The organism is Mesoterricola sp. MK458, from assembly GCF_055384935.1.
Genome location: NZ_AP045075.1, coordinates 4,096,506 through 4,120,207, shown reverse-complemented (window position 1 = coordinate 4,120,207; position 23,702 = coordinate 4,096,506). Strand labels below are relative to the sequence as shown.

Annotated in this window: 18 protein-coding genes and 1 pseudogene; 15 read left to right on the top strand and 4 right to left on the bottom strand. The window is 68.7% G+C overall.

Annotation, left to right across the window (positions count from 1 at the left end; all coding sequences use genetic code 11):
* Nucleotides 1-4: 4 nt before the first annotated feature.
* Nucleotides 5-2,743, top strand: a complete 2,739-nt coding sequence (locus ACZ5LB_RS18055; RefSeq protein ID WP_464603592.1) for a PEP/pyruvate-binding domain-containing protein — start codon at nt 5-7, stop codon at nt 2,741-2,743.
* Nucleotides 2,744-2,812: 69 nt separating this feature from the next.
* Nucleotides 2,813-4,180, top strand: a complete 1,368-nt coding sequence (gene guaD, locus ACZ5LB_RS18050; RefSeq protein ID WP_464603591.1) for a guanine deaminase — start codon at nt 2,813-2,815, stop codon at nt 4,178-4,180.
* A gap of 5 nt (nt 4,181-4,185) precedes the next feature.
* On the opposite strand, the gene ACZ5LB_RS18045 is transcribed toward guaD, so the two are convergent.
* On the bottom strand, nt 4,186-5,808 hold the full coding sequence (locus ACZ5LB_RS18045) for a tetratricopeptide repeat protein (RefSeq protein ID WP_464603590.1): 1,623 nt from the start codon (nt 5,806-5,808) through the stop codon (nt 4,186-4,188).
* A gap of 74 nt (nt 5,809-5,882) precedes the next feature.
* Nucleotides 5,883-6,506: a DNA-3-methyladenine glycosylase gene (locus tag ACZ5LB_RS18040; protein WP_464603589.1), complete on the bottom strand. Its 624-nt coding sequence runs from the start codon at nt 6,504-6,506 to the stop codon at nt 5,883-5,885.
* Nucleotides 6,507-6,692: 186 nt separating this feature from the next.
* Between ACZ5LB_RS18040 and ACZ5LB_RS18035 the strand changes: the two genes are divergently transcribed.
* The 12 genes and pseudogenes from ACZ5LB_RS18035 to serS all read left to right on the top strand — a co-directional run bounded on the left by ACZ5LB_RS18035 (nt 6,693) and on the right by serS (nt 20,274).
* Nucleotides 6,693-7,781 (top strand): efflux RND transporter periplasmic adaptor subunit, encoded by a 1,089-nt coding sequence (locus tag ACZ5LB_RS18035; RefSeq protein WP_464603588.1) that lies wholly within the window; start codon nt 6,693-6,695, stop codon nt 7,779-7,781.
* A 1-nt stretch (nt 7,782) separates the two neighbouring features.
* On the top strand, nt 7,783-8,505 hold the full coding sequence (locus ACZ5LB_RS18030) for an ABC transporter ATP-binding protein (protein WP_464603587.1): 723 nt from the start codon (nt 7,783-7,785) through the stop codon (nt 8,503-8,505).
* Complete coding sequence (locus ACZ5LB_RS18025) at nt 8,502-9,665, top strand: ABC transporter permease (protein WP_464603586.1); 1,164 nt, start codon at nt 8,502-8,504, stop codon at nt 9,663-9,665. Before ACZ5LB_RS18030 ends, ACZ5LB_RS18025 begins: the two co-directional genes overlap by 4 nt.
* Nucleotides 9,662-10,888 (top strand): ABC transporter permease, encoded by a 1,227-nt coding sequence (locus ACZ5LB_RS18020; RefSeq protein WP_464603585.1) that lies wholly within the window; start codon nt 9,662-9,664, stop codon nt 10,886-10,888. The genes ACZ5LB_RS18025 and ACZ5LB_RS18020 overlap by 4 nt, the downstream gene beginning before the upstream one ends.
* Before the next feature lie 89 nt (nt 10,889-10,977).
* A complete protein-coding gene (locus tag ACZ5LB_RS18015; RefSeq protein ID WP_306599005.1) occupies nt 10,978-11,304 on the top strand; it encodes a PadR family transcriptional regulator in 327 nt (108 codons plus the stop codon).
* Nucleotides 11,301-12,047 carry a hypothetical protein gene (locus ACZ5LB_RS18010; protein ID WP_464603584.1) on the top strand — a complete coding sequence of 249 codons (747 nt, stop codon included), beginning with the start codon at nt 11,301-11,303 and terminating at the stop codon, nt 12,045-12,047. The genes ACZ5LB_RS18015 and ACZ5LB_RS18010 overlap by 4 nt, the downstream gene beginning before the upstream one ends.
* Before the next feature lie 99 nt (nt 12,048-12,146).
* Nucleotides 12,147-12,335 (top strand): annotated as a pseudogene (gene rpmE / locus ACZ5LB_RS18005) (50S ribosomal protein L31); the annotation flags it as partial.
* A gap of 139 nt (nt 12,336-12,474) precedes the next feature.
* On the top strand, nt 12,475-13,548 hold the full coding sequence (prfA, locus tag ACZ5LB_RS18000) for a peptide chain release factor 1 (protein WP_464603583.1): 1,074 nt from the start codon (nt 12,475-12,477) through the stop codon (nt 13,546-13,548).
* A 111-nt stretch (nt 13,549-13,659) separates the two neighbouring features.
* Nucleotides 13,660-14,616 (top strand): AAA family ATPase, encoded by a 957-nt coding sequence (locus tag ACZ5LB_RS17995; protein WP_464603582.1) that lies wholly within the window; start codon nt 13,660-13,662, stop codon nt 14,614-14,616.
* Nucleotides 14,617-14,904: 288 nt separating this feature from the next.
* Entirely contained in the window at nt 14,905-17,895 is a 2,991-nt protein-coding gene (locus ACZ5LB_RS17990) for a TonB-dependent receptor (protein ID WP_464603581.1), read from the top strand.
* A gap of 95 nt (nt 17,896-17,990) precedes the next feature.
* A complete protein-coding gene (locus tag ACZ5LB_RS17985; protein WP_464603580.1) occupies nt 17,991-18,977 on the top strand; it encodes an asparaginase in 987 nt (328 codons plus the stop codon).
* Nucleotides 18,978-19,008: 31 nt separating this feature from the next.
* Complete coding sequence (gene serS, locus ACZ5LB_RS17980; protein WP_464603579.1) at nt 19,009-20,274, top strand: serine--tRNA ligase; 1,266 nt, start codon at nt 19,009-19,011, stop codon at nt 20,272-20,274.
* On the opposite strand, the gene ACZ5LB_RS17975 is transcribed toward serS, so the two are convergent.
* Entirely contained in the window at nt 20,271-21,137 is an 867-nt protein-coding gene (locus tag ACZ5LB_RS17975) for an SDR family oxidoreductase (protein ID WP_464603578.1), read from the bottom strand. The two genes, serS and ACZ5LB_RS17975, sit on opposite strands and share 4 nt — an antisense overlap.
* A gap of 51 nt (nt 21,138-21,188) precedes the next feature.
* On the bottom strand, nt 21,189-23,114 hold the full coding sequence (locus ACZ5LB_RS17970) for a peptidylprolyl isomerase (RefSeq protein WP_464603577.1): 1,926 nt from the start codon (nt 23,112-23,114) through the stop codon (nt 21,189-21,191).
* Nucleotides 23,115-23,201: 87 nt separating this feature from the next.
* On the opposite strand from ACZ5LB_RS17970, the gene def reads away from it, so the two are divergent.
* A complete protein-coding gene (gene def / locus ACZ5LB_RS17965; protein WP_464603576.1) occupies nt 23,202-23,702 on the top strand; it encodes a peptide deformylase in 501 nt (166 codons plus the stop codon).

Below are 23,702 nucleotides of genomic sequence, written 5' to 3'. Positions count from 1 at the left end.
ACCTATGATCGAAAAGACCTTCGGCCAGTCCCGGGAGCTCCAGGCCATCTTCGCCATCGCCGCGCTCCTGGCCCGGGAGGACCTCTCCCTCACCCAGATCCTCCAGGTGGTGGCCGAGGCCCTGCCCAAGGGGTTCAAGTACGAGGAGGTCTGCCAGGCGCGCATCCATTTCTGGGGCGAGTGCTTCGAGACCAAGGGGTTCACGCCCAGCCCCTGGACCCTCCGGGCGCCCATCGTGGTGCGGGGGGAGACGCTGGGCGAGGTGGAGGTCGTGTACCTGGAGAACCGCTCCTCCCGGGCGCCGGGCAACCCCTTCCACCTGGACCAGAAGAAGCTGGTGGACCTCACGGCCCAGAAGCTGGGGCAGCTGGCGGAGGTTCGCATTGCCCAGCACGGCGGCGAGCAGGTGCCGGCGCCGGCGTCCCCCGGGCCCGCCCCCAAGCCCGAATGGCGCTACCTCCTGGACCTGCTCACCGAGATCGACCCGGCCCTGCACCACCGGCTGATCCGGCGGCTCATGAACCACGCGACCAAGGTGGGCGTGCCTGGCGTGCAGAAGATGATCGCGGTGTTCGACCCGGCCATCTACGCCCAGGGAGAGGCCTCCTCCCACGGCTCCAACGCCCCGCTGCCCAAGCGGGACATGGCCACCATGGTCAAGACCTTCCGGGAGATCGAGGACATCGCCTCCATCGTGTTCCAGGACGAGGACCTCACGGCCCTGCTCAAGCAGTGGATGCGCCAGGACAAGCTGGGATTCCTGGCCATCGCCACGGAGAAGCGCGACATCCCCCTGGTGGAGATCACCGAGATCGTGGACCGGTTCTGCCGCGAGACCAACGAGGCGGTCCCCGCCCTGGCCAGCCAGGACGACCAGAACGTGCGGGTGGCGCTCATCCGGAGGTTCCTCACCGAGAGCCTGAAGTTCATCGGCATCGCCAAGCGCCACCTCTCCGTCTACGACTTCGGCAAGATCCTCAACCACGTGGTGGGCCCCGCCCAGGGCAACGGCAAGCTCGGCGGCAAGGCCGCGGGCCTCATCCTGGGCGCGCGCATCCTCAAGCGCATGGGCAGCGGCAACCCCCTGGTGGAGTCGGTGAAGACCCCCAGGACCTGGTACATCACCTCCGACGGCATCTACAACTTCCTGCGCCACAACAGCCTCGAGGACCTGTGGAGCCTCAAGTTCAGCCCGGTGGAGGAGGTGCGCCAGACGTTCCCCTACCTGGAGCAGGCCTTCAAGAACTCCTTCTTCTCGCCCGAGATGTTCCAGCAGGTCCAGTTCGCCATGGACGACCTGGGCGAGGGCCCCCTCATCGTGCGCTCCTCCAGCCTGCTGGAGGACAGCGAAGGGATGGCCTTCTCCGGCAAGTACCGCAGCCTCTTCCTGGCCAACGTGGGCAGCCGCGAGGACCGCCTGGAGGCCCTCATGGACGCGGTGTGCGAGGTGTACGCCTCCGTCTTCGGGCCCGACCCCATCCAGTACCGCGCCGAGCGCGGCCTCCTGGACTTCGTGGAGGAGATGGGCATCATCATCCAGAAGGTGGTGGGGCGCCGGGTGGGCACCTACTTCTTCCCGGCCTTCGCCGGCGTGGCCTTCAGCCACAACGAGTACCGCTGGTCCCCGCGCCTCCGGCGCGAGGACGGCATCGTGCGCATGGTGGCGGGCCTGGGCACCCGGGCCGTGGACCGCATGGGCACGGACTTCCCCTTCATGCTGAGCCCCGGCCAGCCCAAGATCCGGGTGAACGTGACCCCCGAGCAGGTGACGCACTACGCCCAGAGCCACATGGACGTGATCAACCTGGAGACCGGCCGCTTCGAGACCCTCGCCGTGAAGGACCTGCTCCAGGAGGCCGGGGAGGACTACCCGCTGCTCGAACAGATCGTCTCGGTGCTCGAGGACGGCTTCCTGAAAAAGCCCATGAAGGGCATGGTCAGCGCCGCCAAGGACGACCTGGTGGTGACCTTCGCGGGGGTGGTGGAGCGCACGGACTTCGTGCCCCAGATCCGGGCCATCCTGGCCATCCTCCAGGAGGCCCTGGGCACGGCCGTGGACATGGAGTTCGCCCACGACGGCGACAACCTCTACCTCCTGCAGTGCCGCCCGCAGAGCCGCATGGAGGATGAGGGCCACATGCAGATGCCCACCAAGGTGCCCTTCGACCACAAGATCTTCTCGGCCTCCAAGTTCATCACCAACGGCTACGTGCCCGGCATCCGCTACATCGTCTACGTGGACCCCGAGGAGTACCGCAAGATCCCCGACCTGGCCGACCTGCTTTCCATCGCCGACGCCGTGAACCGCCTCAACGGCATCCTGCCGCGCCGGAAGTTCATCCTGATGGGCCCGGGCCGCTGGGGAAGCCGCGGGGACGTGACCCTGGGGGTGGGCATCACGTACTCGGGCATCAACAACACGTCCCTCCTTGTGGAGATCGCCCGGAAGAAGGGCAACTACGTCCCTGACCTCTCCTTCGGCACCCACTTCTTCCAGGACCTGGTCGAGGCGAAGATCCACTACCTGGCCCTCTACCCCGACGATGAGGGCAACCTTTTCAACGAGGATTTCCTGGTGAACAGCCCCAGCGTGCTCACGCAGCTCCTGCCCGAGCACGGGCGGCTCGAGAAGGCCGTGCGCGTCATCGACGTGGAGCAGGTGTGGCCGGGCTGCCACCTGGAGGTGGTGATGGACGGGAACACGGACCGGGCCCTGGGCTACATCCGGTCTGGCCACGAATAGAGAAATCGTGATATCTTCCTGCTGTTTTGCGTCGACCCGACCGTCGGCCATTCTTGCGGAGATACCCACGTGCTCTACCGTGCTCACCTGCTGAGCCCAGAGGCCCCTGCGCGTCTGAAGGAGTTCGCCGACGGCGGGCTGCTCGTGGACGAGGCGGGCGTCATCGCCGGCGCCGGGCCCTTCGAGGCCCTGCGCGCGGCCCACCCGGGCGCCGAGGTGAAGGACCTGCGCCCCCACTGGATCCTGCCCGGGCTCATCGACCTGCATTCCCACCTGCCCCAGTTCGAGTGCGTGGCCCTGGACGGCCTGGAGCTCCTGCCGTGGCTGGAGACCCACATCTTCCCCGCGGAGTCCCGGTTCCGGGATCCCGACGCGGCCTCCCGGGCGGCACGGGACTATTTCCGCAGCCAGCTGGCCCTGGGCACCACCACCTCGGTGGTCTACCTCACGGTGCACCAGGAAGCCGCCGACCGCGCCTTCCGGGAAGCCGAGCGCTGCGGCATCCGCGGCGTGCTGGGCAAGGTGATGATGGACCGCCACAGCCCCGATTCGCTGCTGGAGGACACCGGAACCTCCCTGGCCCAGAGCGAGGAGCTGTGCCAGACCTGGCACGGTCGCGACGGCGGGCGCCTGGCCTACGCGTTCACGCCCCGCTTCGCACCGGTGTGTTCGCGCGAGCTCATGGCGGGCCTGGCCCGGGCCGCGGAACGCCACGGCGCCTACATCCAGACCCACATCAGCGAGAGCGTCGGCGAGATCGAGCGGGTGCGGGAGCTGTTCCCCGAGGCCGCCGACTACACCGCCGTCTACGCCGCCGCGGGCATGCTGGGGCCCCGCACCCTGCTGGGGCACGGGATCCACCTTTCCCGCGCCGAGCGGGACGCGATCCGCGGGGCCGGCGCCACCGTCGTGCACTGCCCGCGCTCCAACGAGTTCATCAAGAGCGGCATCATGCCGCTGCGCCGGTGGCTCTCCGAGGGCCTGTCGGTGGGCCTGGCCACGGACGTGGGCGGCGGCCCGAAGCTCGACATGTGGGGCGAGATGGCCGCGGCCTGCAATGCCTCCAAGACCCGCTGGGCCCAGCAGCGGCTCCAGGCCCTCCGCCTGGACGGCCTGGATGGCATCGACGACGCTCTGCGCGCGCGCCTCGCCCGGGCCCTGGACCTGGAACCCGACGCCCCGGTGACCCCCGTCGAGGCCTTCCACCTGGCCACCCTCCACGGCGCCCGGGCCCTGGGCCAGGAGGCCCGCACCGGCAGCCTCGACCCCGGCAAGGAGGCCGATTTCGTGGTGGTGGACCCCCGCCGCGTGGACCCGGCCGCGGCCCGCCCCGCGGCGCCCGCCGACGAGGTGCTCTCCCGGCTCCTGTACCGCTCCGACCCCGCCATGATCCGCGCCACCTACGTGCGGGGCCGTCTCTGCCACGCACTGGATTGACCGGATCAGAAGGACAGGCTCCCGGGACGCACCGGGCGCGTTGACGGCGCCGCGGACGCGGGCCGGGATCCCTGGGCCCGTTCCGCCAGGTCGCGCCCCACGGCCTCGATCACCTCGCCCCACGCCCCCGGGGCGGGCTGCCGGTAGAGGCGCATGGACGGGTACCAGGGCGTCGTGTCCCCCTGGACCATCCAGCGCCAGTCGGGAACCGCGTCCAGGAGCAGCCACACCGGCACGCCCAGGGCCCCCGCCAGATGGGCCGGCATGGAATCCACGGAGAGGACCAGGTCCATGGTGGCGAGGGCCGCGGCCAGATCCTCCACGCGCCGGCACCGCGGGGCCAGGTCCGTCACGCCGTCGGCCCCGGCGTCCCTTCCCGCCCCCTGCTGGAAACTGTGGAACCGCACCCCCGGGATTCCGAGCAGGGGCGCCAGGGCCCCGTAGGGGCAACTGCGTTCCCGGTCGCGGCGATGACCGGGATTGCCCGCGTGGATGAGTCCCACGCGAAGGCCGTCGCCGGGCCCCCGCCCCTGGGCGAACCGGGCCATGCGGCTGGCGTCTGCCTGGAGGTAGGGCACCCGTGCCGGCACGTTGCCGGGGCGCGTGCCGAGAAGCCCGGGCAGCGATAGCAGGTGGACCTGGACGTCGCACCCCAGGCCCGCGGGAATCGGGGCGCGCAGGTCGCCCTCCAGGACCCGGGTCGCTCCCGCCACGGGCTGGAGAACCTCCCCCAGTCCGGGCTGGACCAGGAACACCACCTCGCCGGCCCCGGGAAGGGCGGAAAGGTACCGGCAGAACTGGAGGGTGTCGCCCAGGCCCTGCTCGGCCAGGACCAGGAGGCGGCGCCCGTCCAGGGCCGCGCCGTCCCACTCGGGGGCCACCGGATCCCGGGGCGGGCAGCAGTCGGTGGCCAGGCGGGCCCGGTAGGCCCGCCATCCTTCCTCCCACTGCCCCAGTCGGAGGAGGGCGGTGGCGAGGTTGAAGCGCATGTCGGCGGACCCGGGGTCCAGATCCACGGCCCGCCGGTAGGCGGCCGCCGCCTCCCCATGGGCCCCCGCGCTTTCCAGCACGGCGCCCAGCGTATTGTGGGCCGCGGCGTCCCCGGGGGCCAAGGCCACGGCCCGCCGGCCCATTTCCAGGGCCTCGGCCGGCTCGCGGGCATCCAGGTGAAGGCAGGCCAGGTTGATGGCGGCGTCCACCAGCCCGGGATCCAGGTCCAGGGCCTGCCGGAAACGAGCCCGGGCGCCCGGGGCATCGCCCGACGCCAGGCGCGCCACCCCCAGGTTGAAGCGCGTCTGGGCATGGGAGGGATCGATGTCCAGGGCGTTCAGGTAGGCCCGTTCCGCTTCCCGGGGCTGGCCGAGATCCAGCAGGGCCCGGCCCAGGTTCTGCCAGGCGCCCGCGAACCCCGGCCGGACCGCCAGGACCTTCTCGAACAGCCCCGCGGCGTCCCGGGCTTCACCCTTCCCCAGGAGAAGGTTGCCGAGGTTGTACAGGGCGGGGACGCACCGGGGATCCAGCGCGAGCGCGGCGCGCAGGGCCCGCTCCGCGCCTGGCGGATCCCCCCCGTCCAGGCATGCCTGGCCGGCCTGAAGCCAGTAGCTGGTGTCCCGGAGTGGGTTGCCCAAGCGGATCCTCGGTCAAGGCGGGCTGCCTTCCCGTAAGCATCGCATGGCCGGACCGGAAACCGTTCCGCGCGCGTTCAGAGAGCCCGCCCGGATCCGGAAACGCCCGGGGTGCCCTCCATCCCGGTGGGTGCGAGCAGGGCCTTCCTGAGGACCGCCCTGCTGGCGCCGTCCGCGAACCGCCAGGGCCTGGCCTGGTCAGCGGGGGTGGCGAAACCGATGCCCAGGCGCGGTCCCGCCAGGGTGGGTCCAGCGAACCCGCCAGGGCGCAATTCCAGGCCACCCGGCGCTAGGAGGTCGTGGCCGTCGAAGGTCCTGTCCAGCCCCAGGGCCTGGGCCACCTTGCCCGGCCCCGCGCAGAGCCGGGGGTCCGCGGCCCGGGCTTTCCGCCGCTCCAGCACCGTTTCCAGCCCGCCGACCACCTCGGCGGCCCGGATGAGGACCGCGGAGGGTACCCCCTGGGGCCCCGTCACCACGTTGAGCATCCAGTGCACGCCATAGCAGAAATAAAGATAGGCCCTTCCGGCGGGCCCCCACATGGCGGCGTTGCGCCGGGTGAGGCCATGGCGGGCATGGCTGGCGCTGTCCTCGGCTCCGCCGTACGCCTCCACTTCGGTGATGCGGAGAACCACGTCCCCGTTCACCAGGAGCTGCCCGAGCAGGGACGGCGCTGCGATGTCCGGCGGTGCGATCAGGTCCACGGATGCTCCCTTGCGGGGGCCGGCCCGCCGACCCCACCCAGGCCCTACTCTACTTCCAAGGCCGCGCCCCGGTGGCCGCCGTTCCCGCGGGACATTCACCGCCGGACCGGGCATCCGGATCGGAAAATCCCTTGTCCCGCATGGAAATCCATTCAATCCTGGAAGAATTGGAAATTCGGAGCTGCCATGACAAAGCCGGTGTTCAAGAAACGCTTCCCCTGGGGCTGGCTCCTCCTGGGCGCCCTGGCGGTGGTGGTCGTGTTCGGCATCGTCTCGGCCCGCAACGCCCCGATGAAGCTGGCGGTGACGGTGCCCACGGTGTACCAGGCCGGGGAGCGCAACCCCGTGCTCACGGCCAGCGGCTACCTGGTGGCCCGCCACCGGGCCACCCTCTCGGCCAAGGTTCCGGGCCGCATCGACTGGCTGGGGGTGGAGGAGGGCAGCCGCGTCACCAAGGGGCAGGTGATCGCCCGCCTGGAGGCGCCGGACCTGCGGGCCAGCCGGGACCAGGTGGACGCCCAGCTCAAGCAGGCCGAGCTGGACCGGGACCGGGGCGAGGCCCTGGCCCGGGAGGGCGTGCTGGACCGGGCCTCCCTGGACAAGCTTCGCACCGCCTGCACCACCCTCAAGGCCCAGCTGGCCTACCAGGACGCCCTGCTGGAGAACATGGTCCTGAGGGCCCCCTTCACGGGCACGGTCACCCAGAAGCTCTCGGAGGTGGGCGAGACCGTGAGCCCCGGCAGCGCGGGCGGGGCCAACGCCATCAATGCCGTGGCGGTCCTGGCGGACCTCGCCAGCCTGGAGCTGGAGGTGGAGGTGAACGAGACTGGCCTGCCCCGGCTGCGCAAGGGCATGCCCGCCGAGATCCGGGTGGACGCCCTGGACGCCGAGCCCGGAGCCAAGCCCCTGCGGGGCACCCTGCGGGAGATCTACCCCTCCTCCAACCGCCAGAAGGCCACCGTCCTGGTCCGCGTGGCCCTGGTGGACCGGCACCCCATCCTGGTGCCCGACATGGGCGCCAAGGTCACCTTCATGGGCGAGCCCTTCGCCGCCCAGACCCTCTTCCTGGGCCGCGAGCAGATCGTGCGCCGCCAGGGCGGGACCTTCGTGTGGACCCTGGAGGGCGGGCGCGCCGCGCTGCGGCCCGTGGAGCTGGGGGCGGAAAACCCCGTGGGATTCCTGGCCAAGGGCATCCCCGCCAACCTCCCGCTCCTGGTCGTGCCCCAGGAGGTCAAGCTCGAGCCCGGCAAGCGCGTGGTCCCGAAGGAGCGCTGAGATGGACGACGTCAGCGTCCGGCTCCGCAGCCTGGCCAAGAGCTACTGGCGGGGCTCCCTGGAGATCCCCGTGCTCACGGGCATCGACCTGGAGATCCCCAAGGGGGGCTACTACGCCCTCATGGGCCCCAGCGGCTCGGGCAAGACCACGCTCCTCAACCTCATCGCCGGCATCGACCGCCCCTCGGGCGGGGAGCTGGAGGTGTGCGGGCACAGCCTCAACGGGCTCAACGACGACGAATTGGCGGGGTGGCGCAGCCGGAACGTGGGCTTCATCTTCCAGAACTACAACCTCGTGCCCGTGCTCAACGCCTACGAGAACGTGGAGCTGCCCCTGCTGCTCCAGGACCTGGGCAGGGCCGAGCGCCGGGACCGGGTGCTCCATGCCCTGTCCCTGGTCAACCTCACCGACCGCATGCGCAACTACCCCCGCCAGCTTTCCGGGGGCCAGGAGCAGCGGGTGGCCATCGCCCGCGCCATCGTGCACGACCCCGAGCTGATCGTGGCCGACGAGCCCACCGGGGCCCTGGACGCGAAGAACGCCGAGGAGGCCCTCATCCTCCTGGAGCACCTGAACCAGGAGCTGGGCAAGACCATCGTCCTGGTCACCCACGACCCCAAGGCCGCCAGCCACGCGCGGTTCCAGATCCACCTGGAGAAGGGCGTCCTGGACCGCACGGTGGAGGTGCATGACCGGCCCGTCCTGCCCCGCCTCCTGTCATGAAGTTCCTCACCCTGGTGCTGCGCTCCCTGTTCCGCTCCAAGCGGCGGACCTTCCTGACGGTGCTGAGCCTCGCGGTGTCGGTGTTCCTCATCGCGCTGCTGCAGAGCCTCCTGGGCACCATGGACGCCCTCACCACCTCCACCGGCAGCGGCACGCGGTTCGTCGTGCAGGACAAGGCCTCCTTCACCAACGTTATCCCCCAGGCCTACACCAACTTCCTGCGACAGCAGCCGGAGGTGGAGCGGTTCACCGTCCTGCAGTGGTTCGGCGGCGAGTACAAGGATCCCAAGAACTTCTTCGCCAACTTCGGGGTGGACCCCGAGTCCTACCTCCAGGTGTACCGCGAGGAGACCAACCTTCCGACCCTTCCCCTGGAGCAGGTGCGGGACTTCCTGAGGGACGGCAACGGGTGCATGGTGGGCCGGGCCCTGGCCGACAAGTTCGGGTGGAGGGTGGGGGACGTGGTCCCCCTGAAGAGCAGCATCTTCAACCTCACCGTGCGCCTGAACATCCGGATCATCTTCACGGGGCTGCGCAAGTCCGACGAGATGGTCCTGGCCTTCAACATCAAGCAGCTCCAGGAGGCGGTGCCCTGGATGAAGGGCAGGGTGGGCGCCATCACCGTGCGCGCCAAGAACCCCGCCGACATTCCCAGGCTCTGCGAGCGCATCGACCACCACTTCGCCAACAGCGCCCAGGAGACCCTCTCCATCACCGAGAACGCCTTCAACCTGAACATGATGAAGCTGCTCGGGGACTACTCCACCATGGTGCACTCCATCTCCGCGGCCGTCCTGGTGGCCATCCTCATCGTCACGGCCAACACCATGGCCATGGCCATCCGGGAGCGCACCACCCAGATCTCGACCATGCGGGCCCTGGGTTTCCGGTCCGGGCAGATCCTTTCGCTCCTCATGGCCGAGGGGCTCCTGCTCTCCCTTCTGGGCAGCGGGCTGGGCATCGCGCTGGCCACGGGCGTGGCCTCGGCCGCGGCGAAGGTGGCCGGGCAGATCATCCCCTGGATGGCCGACTTCATCATCACCCCCGAGACCCTGCTCCTGTGCGTGCTGATCACCCTGGCCCTGGGACTGCTCTCCACCTTCATCCCCGCCTACCGCGCCAGCCGCAGGCCCATCACCGAAGGGCTGAGGGCGCTGTGATCTGGTACCTCTTCATCCCCCTCGCCCCGTACCTGCTGTGGCTGCTTTGGGCCGCGGCCTTCCACCCGCTGCCGCTCACCTACAACTGGCGCTCCATCTGGCAGCGGTGGGCGGGCACCCTGTCCACGGTGGGCGCCATCGCCATCGTGGTGATGGTCTTCGTGGTGGTGCTCTCCATGGCCCAGGGGGTCTCCAAGGCCTATGTGCGCAGCGGCCGGGACGACCAGGTGATCATCATGCGCCAGAACGCCCGGGTGGAGATGATGAGCTCCCTGAGCCTCGCCCAGGCCCGGCTCATCCTCACCCATCCGCTCATCGCCCAGGACGACGTGGGACCCCTGGCCACCGAGGACATCATCGTGAGCAAGCAGGTGGCGCTGGCCGACGGTTCAGGCGCCATGAGCGTGACGGTGCGGGGCACGACCCCCGCGGGGATCCGCATGCGCAGCCAGGTGCGGATGCTCCGGGGCCGCTGGTTCACCCCCGGCCTTTCCGAGGCCGTGGTCCCCCAGAAGATGCTCAAGCGCTTCACCGGGGTGGAGCTGGGCCAAAGCTTCGCCATGGCGGGGCGCAACTGGAAGGTGGTGGGCATCTTCGACGGGGATGGCAGCGTCTACGACTCCGAGATCTGGACGGAGGTGGGCGACCTGCGCCAGGCCTTCCGCCGCTACGGCAACGACTCCTCCATGGCGGTGCGCCTGCGCAGCGCCGCGGACGTGCCGGCCTTCATCCGGGACATGGAGCAGGACGTGCGCCTCAAGCTGGAGGCCAAGCCCGAGCCCGCCTACTTCGCGGACCTGGGCGACGCCGGACGGCCCATGCAGGTGCTGGGCCAGATCATCACCCTGATCCTCACCGTGGGGGCCGTGTTCGCCGCCATGAACACGATGTACGCCACCGTCGCGGGCCGCACCCCGGAGATCGGCACCCTCAGGGCCCTGGGCTTCCGCCGCCGGGAGATCCTGGCCAGCTTCCAGTGGGAGGCCATCCTCCTCACGGCCCTGGGGGGCCTGGCGGGTGCCGGCCTGTCGCTGCTCTTCAACGGCATCCGCACGGGCACCGTGAACATGAACACCTGGTCCGACGTGAGCTATGCCTTCTCGGTGACCCCGGACCTCATGGCCCAGGGGGTGGGCTTCAGCGTCCTGATGGGCATCGCCGGGGGCTTCCTGCCTGCCTGGCGGGCGAGCAGGATCCCCGTGACCGAAGCCATGCGGTCTTGAATCATTTATAAAAATCTTTTAGACTATTCCTTGCCGCGCGTTGACGACATCAGCTTGCGAGGTAAACTGATCACTAAACGGGAGGCCCTATGGACCGTGAACTGCTAAAGGGGAGCACGCCGCTTCTTCTGCTGTCTCTGCTCACGGACGGCCCCATGTACGGCTACCAGATCATCGAGACGGTCAAACAAAGGACCGACGGCAGCTACACCCTCAAGGAGGGTGCGCTCTACCCGGCCCTGCACAAGCTCGAGGCGGCGGAGTTCATCACGTCCTACTGGCAGACCCAGCCCAACGGGAGGGACCGCCGCTACTACGCCATCCAGCCCGCGGGCGCCTCCTTCCTGGCCGCCAAGAAACAGGAATGGGGCCAGTTCGTGGCCATGGTGGACGGCTTCGTGGGGCCCCGGCCGTGAACCAGGCGCTGGCCTCCTACCTCTCCGAAGTGGAGAGGGGATTGGGGGGGCTCACCTCCAGCCGCCGGCGGCTGATCATCCGCGAGCTCGCGGCGCATCTCCAGGACGAGGCCGAGGCCCGCGGGGTCCACACCGAGTCCCAGATGGACGAGCTTCTCTCCGAAAAGGAGCCGCCCCGGGAACTGGCCTCCGAGCTCTCCAACGGCGAGGGCACCGACGCCACCCACCGCAGCGAGACCTCCCTGCTGGCCGGAGGCCTCCTGGGCCTGGCCACGGGCGGCTACCTCTTCCTCCAGGGCGGCTGGCCCTGGCACCTCAGCCTGGCCTTCTGCATGGCCCACGGGCTGGCGGTGGGCGCGGGCATCTTCATGGTGCGCCGGCGCTGGCAGCGCCTGGGGACCCAGGCCAGGATCCTCACGTCCCTGGTCTTCGGCACGCTCATGGCCATCCCCCTGGGCTTCACCAGCCTGCGGGGCTTCAATTCCAGCCGCCTGCTCTACGGGGCCTTCACGGGCTACATGCTGGAACGGCACTCGGAGCCCCGACCGGCCTGGCAGGCGATCCTGGAGACCCTGGGGTTCACGGTGCTGGACTACCTGGCCTACACCTTCATCTTCACCCACCGCAGGCCCTACAGCTGGCTGCTGGAGCTGAGCTTCAACTTCACCCTGGCCCTGGCGGTCCTGGTGGCCCTCCACCTCAAGCGGCTCCTTTCGGGACGCTGGCTGCTGGCCCCCCAGTGATTCCCGGTTGAGTTCCAAGGCGATCCGGGCTACACTTTCTCCCTTGTGCGTGAACAAGCCGCGTGCCGTCATGGCATCCGGTCGGTTCCAGGAGGCCCCATGAAGGACAAGATCCATCCCCAGCTCTTCGACGTGAACGTCCATTGCGCGTGCGGCAATGAGTTCATGACCCGCTCCACCAAGAAGGAGCTCCGCGTGGAAGTGTGCGCGGCCTGCCACCCCTTCTTCACCGGCAAGCAGAAGCTCATGGATACCGCCGGCCGGGTGGAGAAATTCAACCGCAAGTATGCCAAGAAGGAAGTGGCGGCCCCCGTGGCCGAGGCCGCTCCCGAAGCTGAAGCTCCGGCCGAAGCCAACCAGTAGCGACGACCTTTCCAGGAACGGGCCGATCCTCGGCCCGTTCTTTTTTTGTGGATGGGGGTGACCCATGCTCGACCAGCTCGAATCCCTCGATGCCAAGTACCAGGAGATCGAAGCCCAGCTCCAGGACCCCGCCGTCGTCAGCGACATGAAGCGGCTCCGGGAGCTCACCAAGCTGCGCTCGGAGCTCGAGCCCGTGGTGGAGGCCTGGCACGTCCAGCGGAACCGGCTGCGCCAGCTGGAAGAGGCCGAGCAGATCCTCGCCGACAAGGCCCAGGACGCGGAGCTGCGCGAGATGGCCGCCATGGAGATCCCGGAACTCAAGGAGGCCATCCAGTCCGGCGAGGCGTCCCTGCGCCGCCTCCTGGTGCCCAAGGACCCCAAGGACGACCGCAACGTCATCCTGGAAGTGCGCGCGGGAACCGGGGGCGAGGAGGCCGCATTGTTCGCGGCGGAGATCTTCCGGATGTACGTGCGCTTCGCCGAGCGCCGCGGCTACCGGGTCTCGGTGCTCAGCGAGAGCGAAGCCGACCAGGGTGGCCTGCGCGAGGTGGTGGCCGAGGTGGAGGGGGCGGGAGCCTACTCCCTCTTCCGGTTCGAGAGCGGGGTGCACCGGGTGCAGCGGGTCCCCAAGACCGAGACCCAGGGCCGCATCCACACCTCCGCCTGCACCGTGGCCGTCATGCCCGAGGCCGACGAGGTGGACATCGAGGTGAAGAAGGAGGACCTTCGCATCGACACCTTCTGCTCCGGCGGCAAGGGCGGCCAGAGCGTGAACACGACTTATTCCGCCGTGCGCCTCACCCACCTGCCCACCAACACGGTGGTGCAGTGCCAGGACGAGCGCAGCCAGCTGAAGAACATGGCCAAGGCCATGACCGTGCTGCGCTCGCGCCTCCTGGAGAAGGCCCAGGCCGAGGTGGACCAGGCCGAGGCCAGCCTGCGCAAGACCCAGGTGGGCTCCGGCGACCGTTCCGAGAAGATCCGCACCTACAACTTCCCCCAGGGCCGGGTCACCGACCACCGGGTCAACGTCACCATCCACCAGCTGGATTCCTTCATGCAGGGCCTGATCGAGCCGATCCTGGAGCCCCTGCGCGCGGCCCACGAGGCCGAACGGCTCCAGCAGCTGGAGGCCTGAGGCCGGACGGAGCCCGGCCAGGAGCGGCATCCTATATATAGGGAAGCAGGGACCCCGGTTGCAGTTTTCCCCGGCTCGCCTCACGATAGCTGGAACCCCCCGGACGATCCCATGGCCTCCGCATCCGCCCAACGCCCCCTGGACACCCTCCTGCACGAGTGCCGGAAGGTGATCGTGGGCCAGCCCCAGCTGCTGAACCGGCTCCTCGTGGCCCTGCTGGTGCCCGGCCACGTGCTCCTGGAAGGCCTGCCTGGCCTGGCCAAGACCCGCACGGTCAAGGCCCTGGCCGCGGCGAGCCGCATGCACTTCCGGCGCATCCAGTTCACCCCGGACCTCCTGCCCTCGGACGTGGTGGGCACCCTGGTCTTCGACCCCCGGAACCTCACCTTCGCGCCCAGGAAGGGCCCCATCTTCGCGAACCTGCTCCTGGCCGACGAGATCAACCGCGCGCCCAGCAAGGTGCAGTCGGCCCTCCTGGAGGCCATGGAGGAGCGCCAGGTGACCCTGGGCGAGGAGAGCTTCTCCCTGCCGGACCCCTTCCTGGTGCTGGCCACCCAGAACCCCCTGGAGCAGGAAGGCACCTTCCCCCTGCCCGAGGCCCAGATGGACCGGTTCCTCTTCAAGCTGCGCATCGACTACCCCAGCCTCCAGGAGGAAGGGGAGGTGCTGCGCCGGGCCGACGGCCACGAGGAGCCCATCCTTCCCATGACCACCGCCGAGGAGATCCTCCAGGGGGGCCTCCAGGCCCGCAAGGTCCGGCTGGACGAAGCCATCCGCACCTACATCGTGCGCCTGGTCCAGGCCACCCGCCCCGGCCACGGCAAGGCCTGGAAGGGCCGGGAACTGCTCCGGTGCGGCGCCTCCCCCCGGGCCTCCCTGGCCCTCCAGGCCGCCTCCAAGGCCCTGGCCTACCTCTCCGGCCGGGACCACGTGCTCCCGGAGGACGTGGCGGCCCTGGCCCCGGACGTGCTCCGGCACCGGCTCCTGCTCACCTACGAGAGCGAGGCCGACGGGGTCACCACCGACGACGTCATCAAAGCCCTTTTGACAGCAACACCCAGGCCCTAAAAAACCGGGATCGTCCGGCATGTGACCAAGCTCACGAGCCGGCCAGCGATTCTTTATTGTCCTGTTTTCAATATTTTGGCAAAAATAGGTTTCCACCAAAAAAAAAGAAAACGCGGTTGGGGAACTTTCCCTCCCGTGCTAGCATGGGTCACCCTACTTAGGTCACCTGATATTTTCCAATAATGGGCCGGGGAAAGACCCTGACGTCTTTGAACCCCCGGAATTAACCCCAAAAGCGAAGTGATATAACCACTTATCGCTAACGCTAACCCCAACAGGAGGATGCTCATGCATCGTAGAATCGAAAACTTCGGCCGTATCGCCGCGCTGATCGTCGTGGGTTCCGTGACCCTCGCCGCCCAGGGCACGCAGACGTCCAGTGTCAGCGGCAGCCTCGTCGATCAGAACGGGGCCGCGGTCGTTGGCGCCACCGTCAACCTCACCTCCGCCAGCCTCCAGGGCCCCCGCGTCCTGCAGACGGATGAGAAGGGCCGGTTCATCACCCGCCTGCTGCCTCCCGGCCAGTACACCATCACCATCTCCAAGACCGGCTTCCAGACGATCAAGACGTCCGAGAGGATCGGCATCGACCAGACCTACCAGCCCCGGTTCACCATGGCCAAGACCGCCGCTGCGGTCGTGGAAGTGGTCGCCACCGCCGCCGCCGTTGACCGCACCGACGTCAAGACCGCTTCTAACTACTCCCTGGACGCCGTCGACGCCCTGCCCAACACCCGCACGATGGAAGGCGTCGCCCTCCTGACCCCCGGCGTCACCACCGGCGTCGGCGGCCGCGTCCAGATCCGCGGCGCCATGACCTCCGGCAACCTCTACCTGCTGGACGGCCAGAACATCTCCGACAACTCCTACAACAACCGTGGCGTTCGCCTGATCGATGACTCCATCGAAGAGGTGCAGGTCATCACCGGCGCCATCTCCGCCGAGTACGGCAGCGTTGACGGCGGCGTGCTGAACGCCATCACCCGCTCCGGCGGCAACGAGTTCACCGGCCAGCTGCGCTGGGAGCTCAGCGACCAGTCCTGGAACGCCTACAACCCCGGTGAAGTGCGCGGCTCCTTCGCCAACACGATGAACGAAGAGAAGACCGTGTCCCTCTCCGGCTTCATCATCAAGGACAAGCTGTGGTTCTCGGGCAGCTTCTTCACCACCGACCAGACCGGCAGCGGCAACATCACCTACGACCTGGGCAACCGCAACTCCACGACGCTCACCGACCCCAATCAGCCCTACAACGCCCAGACCAACCCCTACCGCACGATCAGCAACAACGGCCCCAACGGCCTGAACGCCCCCTACATCACGGGCCGCAAGGAAATCCGCCGCCAGATCAAGTTGACCTACGCCCTCAACCAGAACCACACCCTGGTGGCGTCCTTCAACAACTCCCGCATCGACGACGTGAACCGCAACTACAGCGCCGGCGAGCTGGCCTCCCTGGTTCCCCAGGTCAGCACCTCCGAGTTCCTGAACCTGCAGTGGCGCGCCATCTGGTCCAACACCATCACGTCTGAAGTGAAGGTCGGCCGCAAGAAGCAGATGCTGTCCGCCGGCGCCGATGTCGCCAACGGCAGCCCCGTCTACAACTACACCACCGGCGGCTACTTCAACAACGGCATCTTCAACAACAACGACGGCGGCGACAACCGCGACAACAAGACCTTCAACGCCAAGGTCAGCATGTTCTGGGACGCCATCGGCAGCCACACCACCGACATCGGCGTGGACTACTACAAGGGCACCGCCAAGGCCCGTAACGAGCAGACCGCCACGGGCTTCATCTTCGGCGTGGAAGACCTGTCCCTGAACGGCGGCAGCGACCTGCTCACCAGCCCCGGCACCGGCAGCTGGGGTCTCCCCTCCGACGTGTGGGAATTCTCCTCCGGCTCCGGCGAAGCCAACAACATTTCCTACGCCCTCTTCGTCAACGACAAGTGGACGATGGACAAGCACCTGAGCTTCAGCATCGGCGTGCGCTACGACAAGTTCAAGGCCGAGAACGAGAGCGGCAAGTCCACCGCGGCCGCCGACGGCATCTCCCCCCGCCTGGGCCTGAAGTATGACATCCTCGGCGACGGCAACTGGCTCTTCAGCGCCGCCTGGGCCCGCTACAACTCCAAGGTGCTCGAAGGCATCACCAACTCGGTCACCCGTCAGGGCAACCCCACCGAGATCGATCACCCCTGGGTCGGCGGCGCCGGCATGCGGTCCCTGGCCGACATCACCAACCTGGCCAACGTCCGCACCAACTTCGACTTCACCCAGATCGCCTATTACAACGATCCCACCCTGAACGTGAAGCTGTCCGACAACCTGAAGGCTCCCACGGTCGACGAGACCCAGATCGCCGCCCAGTACTTCTTCAACCACCCCGCGATTGGCGCCGGCTCCCTGAAGGTCACCGCCGTCAACAAGAAGTGGAAGAACCTCTTCGACTACACCGTCGGCAACTCCGGCCACGTGCTCGCCCCCTCGGGCGACGACCTCTACATGCGCGTGTGGGAGAACAGCGACATCGCGACCCGCGAGTACAAGGGCCTCGAATTCGAAGCCACCCTGCAGAAGGACGAGTGGAACCTGGCCTACACCTCCACCTGGAGCAGCCTGAAGGGCAACTACGAGGGTGAAGCCAGCAACAGCCCCGCCGCCGGCGCCGGCCTGAAGAACTTCACCGTGCAGGACGGGGTCAACATGTATGACTCCAGCATCAACACCCCCTACGGCTACCTGCAGGGCCACGTGGCCATCCGCATGCGCGGCACGGCTTCCCGTTCCTTCGCCAATGCCTACGGCAAGACCACCATCGGCCTCGTCTACCGCTTCGACACCGGCGCGCACTACAGCAAGTCCCGCGCGATCTCTCTCGCCCGCTTCGCCCGGACCATCCCCGGCGCCGGCCTGAGCAGCCAGTTCGGTTCCAGCACCACCCAGTACGAAGGTGGCCGCCGCATGGCGGGCGTCCTGCCCTCCGCCACCTACCTCGATCTGGCCGTCACCCACGAATTCCCGATCTTCAAGGTGGCTGGCAAGACCGTGACCGGCTTCTTCAAGGCCAACATCGGCAACTTCCTGAACCACCAGCAGGTCGTTGGTGTTGATACCAACTGGGCAGCCGCCACCTCCAACCTGGCCAACCCCGCCCTGGACGGCCTGAACTCCCCCTGGGTTCCCGCCTCCTCCACCTACGGCAAGGCTCGCCGCATCGCCGCCGACTACGGCACCGCCCGCACCATCGCCGTTTCCACCGGTTTCCGCTTCTAGTTCAAGCTGAACCCACGCAACACGAAAGGCGCCCGGGAAACCGGGCGCCTTTTTCATCTAGACTGGAAACCCGCCCCTTTTCCTGAGGTTGGTCCATGACATCGCGCACCGTCACCCTGATCCACACCGGAGGCACCCTGGGCATGGGCCCGGGGGAGGACGCCTCCCTGGCTCCCGGCCCCTCCCTGGACCGGATCCTGGACCAGGTGCCGGAGCTTCGCGAGCTTTGCGACCTCCGCATGGTCGTGGCCTTCAACCAGGACTCGGCCACCACGGAGCCCAGGGACATCCTCCTCCTGGCCCGCCTCATCCGGTCGGAGGCGGCGGTGAGCGACGGCGTCGTCCTGATCCACGGCACCGACACCATGGCCTACACCGCCTCGGTGCTGGGCTTCCTCCTGGCGGACCTGGGCAAGCCCGTGGTGCTCACGGGCAGCCAGCGACCCCTGGCCTACGTGCGTAGCGACGCCCGGGGCAACCTGGTGGACGCGGTGACCCTGGCCGCCCGGGGCGTGGCCGAGGTGGGCATCTGCTTCGGGGACCACTGGCTGCGCGGCGTGGCCGCGGACAAGGTGAGCGTGCACCGGTACGAGGCCTTCGAATCCCCCAACCTGCCGCCCCTGGCGGAGTTGGGGCTCCACGTGCAGATCCACCCCCACGCGGGCGCCTTCCCCCGCCAGGTTCCCCCGGCCATCGGCCCCGCCCTGGAATCGCGCCTGGCCGTGTACTCCCCCTTCCCGGGCATGCCCTGGCGCGTGCCGGACCCGGACTGCGCCGGCGTGCTCATCCGCGCCTATGGGGCCGGCAACCTCCCCATGGACCGGCCCGACCTGCGGGACCTCTTCCGGCACTGTGAGCGTCAGGGCCTGCCGGTGGTCGTCACCAGTCAGTGCGCCTCCGGCGGCGTGGACCTGGCCACCTACGACCTGGGCCGCCAGGCCCAGGCGCTGGGCGCCATCTCCGGCGGGCGGCACACGCCCTGGGCGGCGCTGGCCAAGCTCTCCCTGGCGCTGGGCGCGGGTTTCGCCACGGACGAGATCCGGCGCGCCTTCGAGGCCTCCTGGGCCGGAGAGCCCGTCTGATACACTGGTCCTCTACCCTTGAGGATCCGCCATGCTCGACGCCGCCCTTCTCCGCAACGACCTGGACACCGTGGTGCAGGGCCTGGCCAAGCGCGGCGTGACCTTCGACCAGGAGACCTACCAGGGCCTCGACGCGGCGCGCCGGCGCATCATCCAGGAAGCCGAGGCCCTCAAGGCCGAGCGCAACCGGGTTTCGGACGAGGTGGCCCGCCTCAAGCGCGCCAAGGAGGACGCCAGCCACCTCATCGCCGCCCAGGCCGAGGTGGGCCGGAACCTCAAGGCCCTGGAGACCGCCGAGAAGGAGGCCGAGGCCGCGTTCAAGGCCTTCATGGCCACGCTGCCCAACCTGCCCCACGAAAGCGTCCCCGTGGGCAGGGACGAGCACGCCAACATGGAGATCAAGCGCTGGGGCACCCCCGCGGCCATGGAGAAGCCCCTGGATCACGTGGACCTGGGCACGAAGCTGGGCATCCTGGACCTGGACCGCGCCGCCAAGCTCAGCGGAGCGCGCTTCTCCATCCTCAAGGGGCTGGGCGCCAAGCTGGAGCGCAGCCTGGTCTCGTTCATGGCGGACCTGCACGCCCAGGCCGGCTGGACCGAAGTGCTCCCGCCCTACCTGGTGCTGCCGGAGTGCATGTACGGCACCGGCCAGCTGCCCAAGTTCGAGCAGGACCTCTTCAAGACCCACCGGGGCGAGGATCCCCTGTACCTCATCCCCACCGCCGAGGTGCCCGTCACCAACATGTACCGGGACGAGATCCTCCCCGCCGAACAGCTCCCCATCCGCCACTTCGCCTTCACGCCCTGCTTCCGCAGCGAGGCCGGCAGCTACGGCAGGGACACCAAGGGCATCATCCGCCAGCACCAGTTCCACAAGGTGGAGCTGGTGGCCTTCGCCACGGCGGAGCAGGCCGCGGACGAACTGGAGAACCTCACCCGGCAGGCGGAGCGCATCCTGGAGGCCCTGGAACTGCCCTACCGCCGCATGCTGCTGTGCAGCGGCGACATGGGTTTCTCCAGCCGCAAGACGTTCGACCTGGAGGTGTGGCTGCCCAGCCAGGACACCTACCGGGAGATCAGCTCGTGCAGCTGGTTCGGGGACTTCCAGGCCCGGCGCGCCAACATCCGCGCCAAGGCGGCCGGCGGCAAGCCGCAGCCCCTGCACACCCTCAACGGCAGCGGCCTGGCCGTGGGCCGCACCTGGGTCGCCATCCTGGAGAACTACCAGCAGCCTGACGGCAGCGTTCGGATCCCCAAGGCCCTGCAGCCCTACATGGGCTGCGACGTGATCCGCTAGCCGAGTACGATTAGCGCGGTATCCGACGCCTCCCGCACGGCGTCGGGCAGGAAGAAGTCCGCCACCAGCGGCGTGCCGGGCACCACGGCGTAGGCGGAGAAGTCGGTCACCCCCTCCACCCGCAGCACCTCCTCGTCGATGAAGAAGTTCCCCGTGCAGGCCCGGGACGGGCGCTGCAGGATCACCGCCGCGGCGTCCGCCATGATCTCGGGCTTCCGGCTGGCGTTGGCCAGGTGCTCCCCGCCCAGGAGGTTGCGCACGGCGGCGGTGTCGATGGTCGTGAGGGGCCACAGGGAGTTCACGGCGATGCCGTCCTTGGCCAGTTCCTCGGCCATGCCCAGGGTGCACAGGCTCATGCCGTACTTCGCCATGGTGTAGGCCACGTGGGGGGCGAACCACTTGGCCCGCATGTCCAGGGGCGGCGAGAGGTTCAGGATGTGGGGGTTGGGGGCCTTCTCCAGGTGGGGCAGGCAGGCCTTGGAGCACAGGAAGGTGCCCCGGGCGTTCACCTGGTGCATGAGGTCCCACCGTTTCATTTCGGTGGCCGCGGTGCCCGTGAGGGAGATGGCGCTGGCGTTGTTCACCAGGATGTCGAGGCCCCCGAACGCCTCCACGGTGCGGGCCACGGCGGCCAGCACCTGCTCCTCGTTCCGCACGTCGCCCACGATGGGCAGGGCCTCGCCGCCCGCGGCCCGCACCGCGTCGGCGGCGGAGTACACGGTGCCCGGGAGCCGGGGATGGGCCTCGGCGGTCTTGCCCAGGAGGGCAACCCGCGCGCCGTCGCGGGCCGCGCGCAGCGCGATGGCGAGCCCGATGCCCCGGGTGGCGCCGGTGATGAGGAGGGTCTTTCCGCCAAGGCTCATGGGGGCTCCGGTGACTGGAGCCCCGAGTATGCCCCGGGAACGCGGGAAATTCTATTCGAAGTCGGGGGCGTCCGGGACGTCGCTGCTCATGCGCTTGAGGGCATCCTCGTTCTTCCAGATGCCGCCGTAGCGTCCGTAGAGGGAGCTGAAGCCGGGGCGCTTGCGTCCCTGTTCGGCCAGGGTCACCAGCTCGGCGGTGAGCAGCTTCTCGGCCACGCCGGTCTGGAGGGACTCCACCAGGGCGCGCCGGGCCTCGAAGGTGAGGGCGGCCGCGGGAGTGCGCTCCTTGATGCGGGCGATCCACAGCTTGCCGTCGGGGGTCCAGCAGGCGGGGGTGACCTTGCCCGCGGGGGTCTCCAGGAGGGCCTTGCGGATGGCGGGGTGCTGGCCCAGCTCGGCCAGGCTCTGGATGGTGACGCCGTCCTTGGCCTCGGGCGTGCCCAGGGCCTTCAGGTCACCCGCGGCCTTGTCGGCCTTGGCCCTGAGGGCGACGCGGGCCTCCTCCAGCTTCCAGGCATCCAGAACCTTGGCCCGGATGTCGGCCAGGGGGGGCACGGCGACGGGGAGCTCCTCCTGCACGCGGAAGACGACGTAGGAATCGCCGGCCATGCGGATCTTGGAAACCTGGCCCACTTCCAGGGCGAAGGCTTCCCCGGCCAGGCCCTGGCTGCCGGGCAGCCCTTCCAGGCCCGCGGCGTCGGTGGCGGAAAGGGGCTTGCTGGTGGCGACCTTCATGCCCAGGTTCCGGGCGGGGGCGGTGAGGTCGCCGCGGTCGCCGGCGCGCTTACGCAGCTGCTCCAGCTTGTCCTTGGCCTTGGCGGCGAAGGCGTCGCGGGCGATCTGGGCGCGCAGCTCCTCCTTGACGGACTCGAAGGGCTTCTCGCGCCGGCCTTCCAGGCGGATGAGATGCACGCCGAACTGGGTCTTCACGGGCTGGCTGATCTCGCCGGGCTTCAGGGCCGCCGCGGCGTCCGTGAAGGGCTTGACCATCTGGCCGGGGGCGAACCACCCCAGGTCCCCGCCCTTGCCCTTGGCGCTGGGATCCTCGCTGTAGGCCTCGGCGGCTTTGCCGAAATCCTGGCCGGCCATGAGCTTGGCGCGCAGCTCCCCGGCCTTCTTGAAGGCCTCCCCGGCCTGGGATTCCGAATCGGCCTTGAAGAGGATGTGGCTGGCCTTGAGCTCGGTGTACTGCGCCTTGCGGGCCTCGTACAGGGCCTTGACCTTGGCGTCGTCCACGGGCGGCAGGCCCAGGGAGGCCTGGTCCACGGCCACGTAGGCGATGACCCGGCGCGGACCCTCCTGGAAGCGGGCGCCGGAATCCTTGAGGAAGGCCTGCAGCCGGGCCTCGCCGGGGTCCGGGACCGCGGCGGGATCGGGGGAGGCGGTGACGGCTTCGTAGCTGATCTTCTCGTTGCGGACCCGGTTCTCCAGGTCCACCCACGCCTGGTCGACGGGGACACGGGAGGCGGCCTGGGCCACCAGCTTGCGCAGGCTGAGCTCGCTGGTCAACTCGGTCTCCCACTGCTTGAGGGAGGTGCCGTTCTCGCGCAGGACCGCGTTGATGTCGGCGGAGGGCTTCAGCTGGCCGTTGTCGTTCAGGAAGAGGGGGATGCTGCGCAGCCGGGCTTCCAGGGCCGCGCGCACCTCGGCGTCGGTGATGACGATGTCGTGGCGCTCGGCCAGCTCCAGGCGGAGCTGGTTGCTGATGAGGCCGTCCAGGGCCTGCCCCTGCAGCATGGGCATGATGGTCTCGATATTGGCCTGCTTGCCCATGCGCTTGACGTACTGGGCGATCATGGAATCCACGTCCCGCTTCAGCACGTCCCGCCCGTAGACCCGCGCCAGGACATTGTCCGGCGCGCCAGCGTTGGCGCCGCTGGGCGCGAGGTAGGCCACAAGGCCTAGCAGCACCACCATCATGACCACGGCCATGGGGGTCTGGTTGCCTTTGAACACTTGGCGGAAATTGCGAAGCATGGGTTCTCCATGGGCAGGCCATAGGCCAGGATCTTCTAGGTTATCAAAGGAATGCCGTTTGTCCTAAACTGATTGACCGAGGGTGTCATGGCCGTGCGACCAGTACTCACCTGGGGAGATCCCAGGTTGAAGGTAAATTCAAGTGACGTGGGGGATTGGACGCCCGAGCTGGATCAGCTGGTGGCCGATCTCTTCGAGACGACGTACCACGAGGAGGGGCTGGGCATCGCGGCCCCCCAGGTGGGGGTGAACCTCAACCTCGCCGTCATCGACACCTCCTGCGGCGCCGATCCCGCCGCCCGGATCGTCCTGATCAACCCTGAGGTGGTGCGGGAGGAGGGCTCCCAGGTGGGGCCCGAGGGCTGCCTTTCCATTCCCGGCATCCACGAGGTGCTGGAGCGGCCCATGAAGGTATGGGTCAGGAACCGCACCCCGCAGGGCGACTGGGTGGAACTGGAGGGCGAGGAGCTCCTGGCCCGGGCCTTCTGCCACGAGATCGACCACTTGCGGGGCCGGCTCTTCGTGGAATACTTCGGACCCGTCAAGCGCCAGATCATCCAGCGGAAGTACGCGAAGTCGAGGGCCTGA

What these genes read in the sequence shown, in the direction of transcription:
- ACZ5LB_RS17985 (WP_464603580.1), top strand. Translation starts at nt 17,991, where the DNA reads ATGACATCGCGCACCGTCACCCTGATCCACACCGGAGGCACCCTGGGC.
- ACZ5LB_RS18025 (WP_464603586.1), top strand. Translation starts at nt 8,502, where the DNA reads ATGAAGTTCCTCACCCTGGTGCTGCGCTCCCTGTTCCGCTCCAAGCGG.
- ACZ5LB_RS17970 (WP_464603577.1), bottom strand. Translation starts at nt 23,114, where the DNA reads ATGCTTCGCAATTTCCGCCAAGTGTTCAAAGGCAACCAGACCCCCATG.
- ACZ5LB_RS18015 (WP_306599005.1), top strand. Translation starts at nt 10,978, where the DNA reads ATGGACCGTGAACTGCTAAAGGGGAGCACGCCGCTTCTTCTGCTGTCT.
- prfA (WP_464603583.1), top strand. Translation starts at nt 12,475, where the DNA reads ATGCTCGACCAGCTCGAATCCCTCGATGCCAAGTACCAGGAGATCGAA.
- serS (WP_464603579.1), top strand. Translation starts at nt 19,009, where the DNA reads ATGCTCGACGCCGCCCTTCTCCGCAACGACCTGGACACCGTGGTGCAG.
- ACZ5LB_RS17995 (WP_464603582.1), top strand. Translation starts at nt 13,660, where the DNA reads ATGGCCTCCGCATCCGCCCAACGCCCCCTGGACACCCTCCTGCACGAG.
- ACZ5LB_RS18035 (WP_464603588.1), top strand. Translation starts at nt 6,693, where the DNA reads ATGACAAAGCCGGTGTTCAAGAAACGCTTCCCCTGGGGCTGGCTCCTC.
- ACZ5LB_RS18055 (WP_464603592.1), top strand. Translation starts at nt 5, where the DNA reads ATGATCGAAAAGACCTTCGGCCAGTCCCGGGAGCTCCAGGCCATCTTC.
- def (WP_464603576.1), top strand. Translation starts at nt 23,202, where the DNA reads ATGGCCGTGCGACCAGTACTCACCTGGGGAGATCCCAGGTTGAAGGTA.
- ACZ5LB_RS18030 (WP_464603587.1), top strand. Translation starts at nt 7,783, where the DNA reads ATGGACGACGTCAGCGTCCGGCTCCGCAGCCTGGCCAAGAGCTACTGG.
- ACZ5LB_RS17975 (WP_464603578.1), bottom strand. Translation starts at nt 21,137, where the DNA reads ATGAGCCTTGGCGGAAAGACCCTCCTCATCACCGGCGCCACCCGGGGC.
- ACZ5LB_RS17990 (WP_464603581.1), top strand. Translation starts at nt 14,905, where the DNA reads ATGCATCGTAGAATCGAAAACTTCGGCCGTATCGCCGCGCTGATCGTC.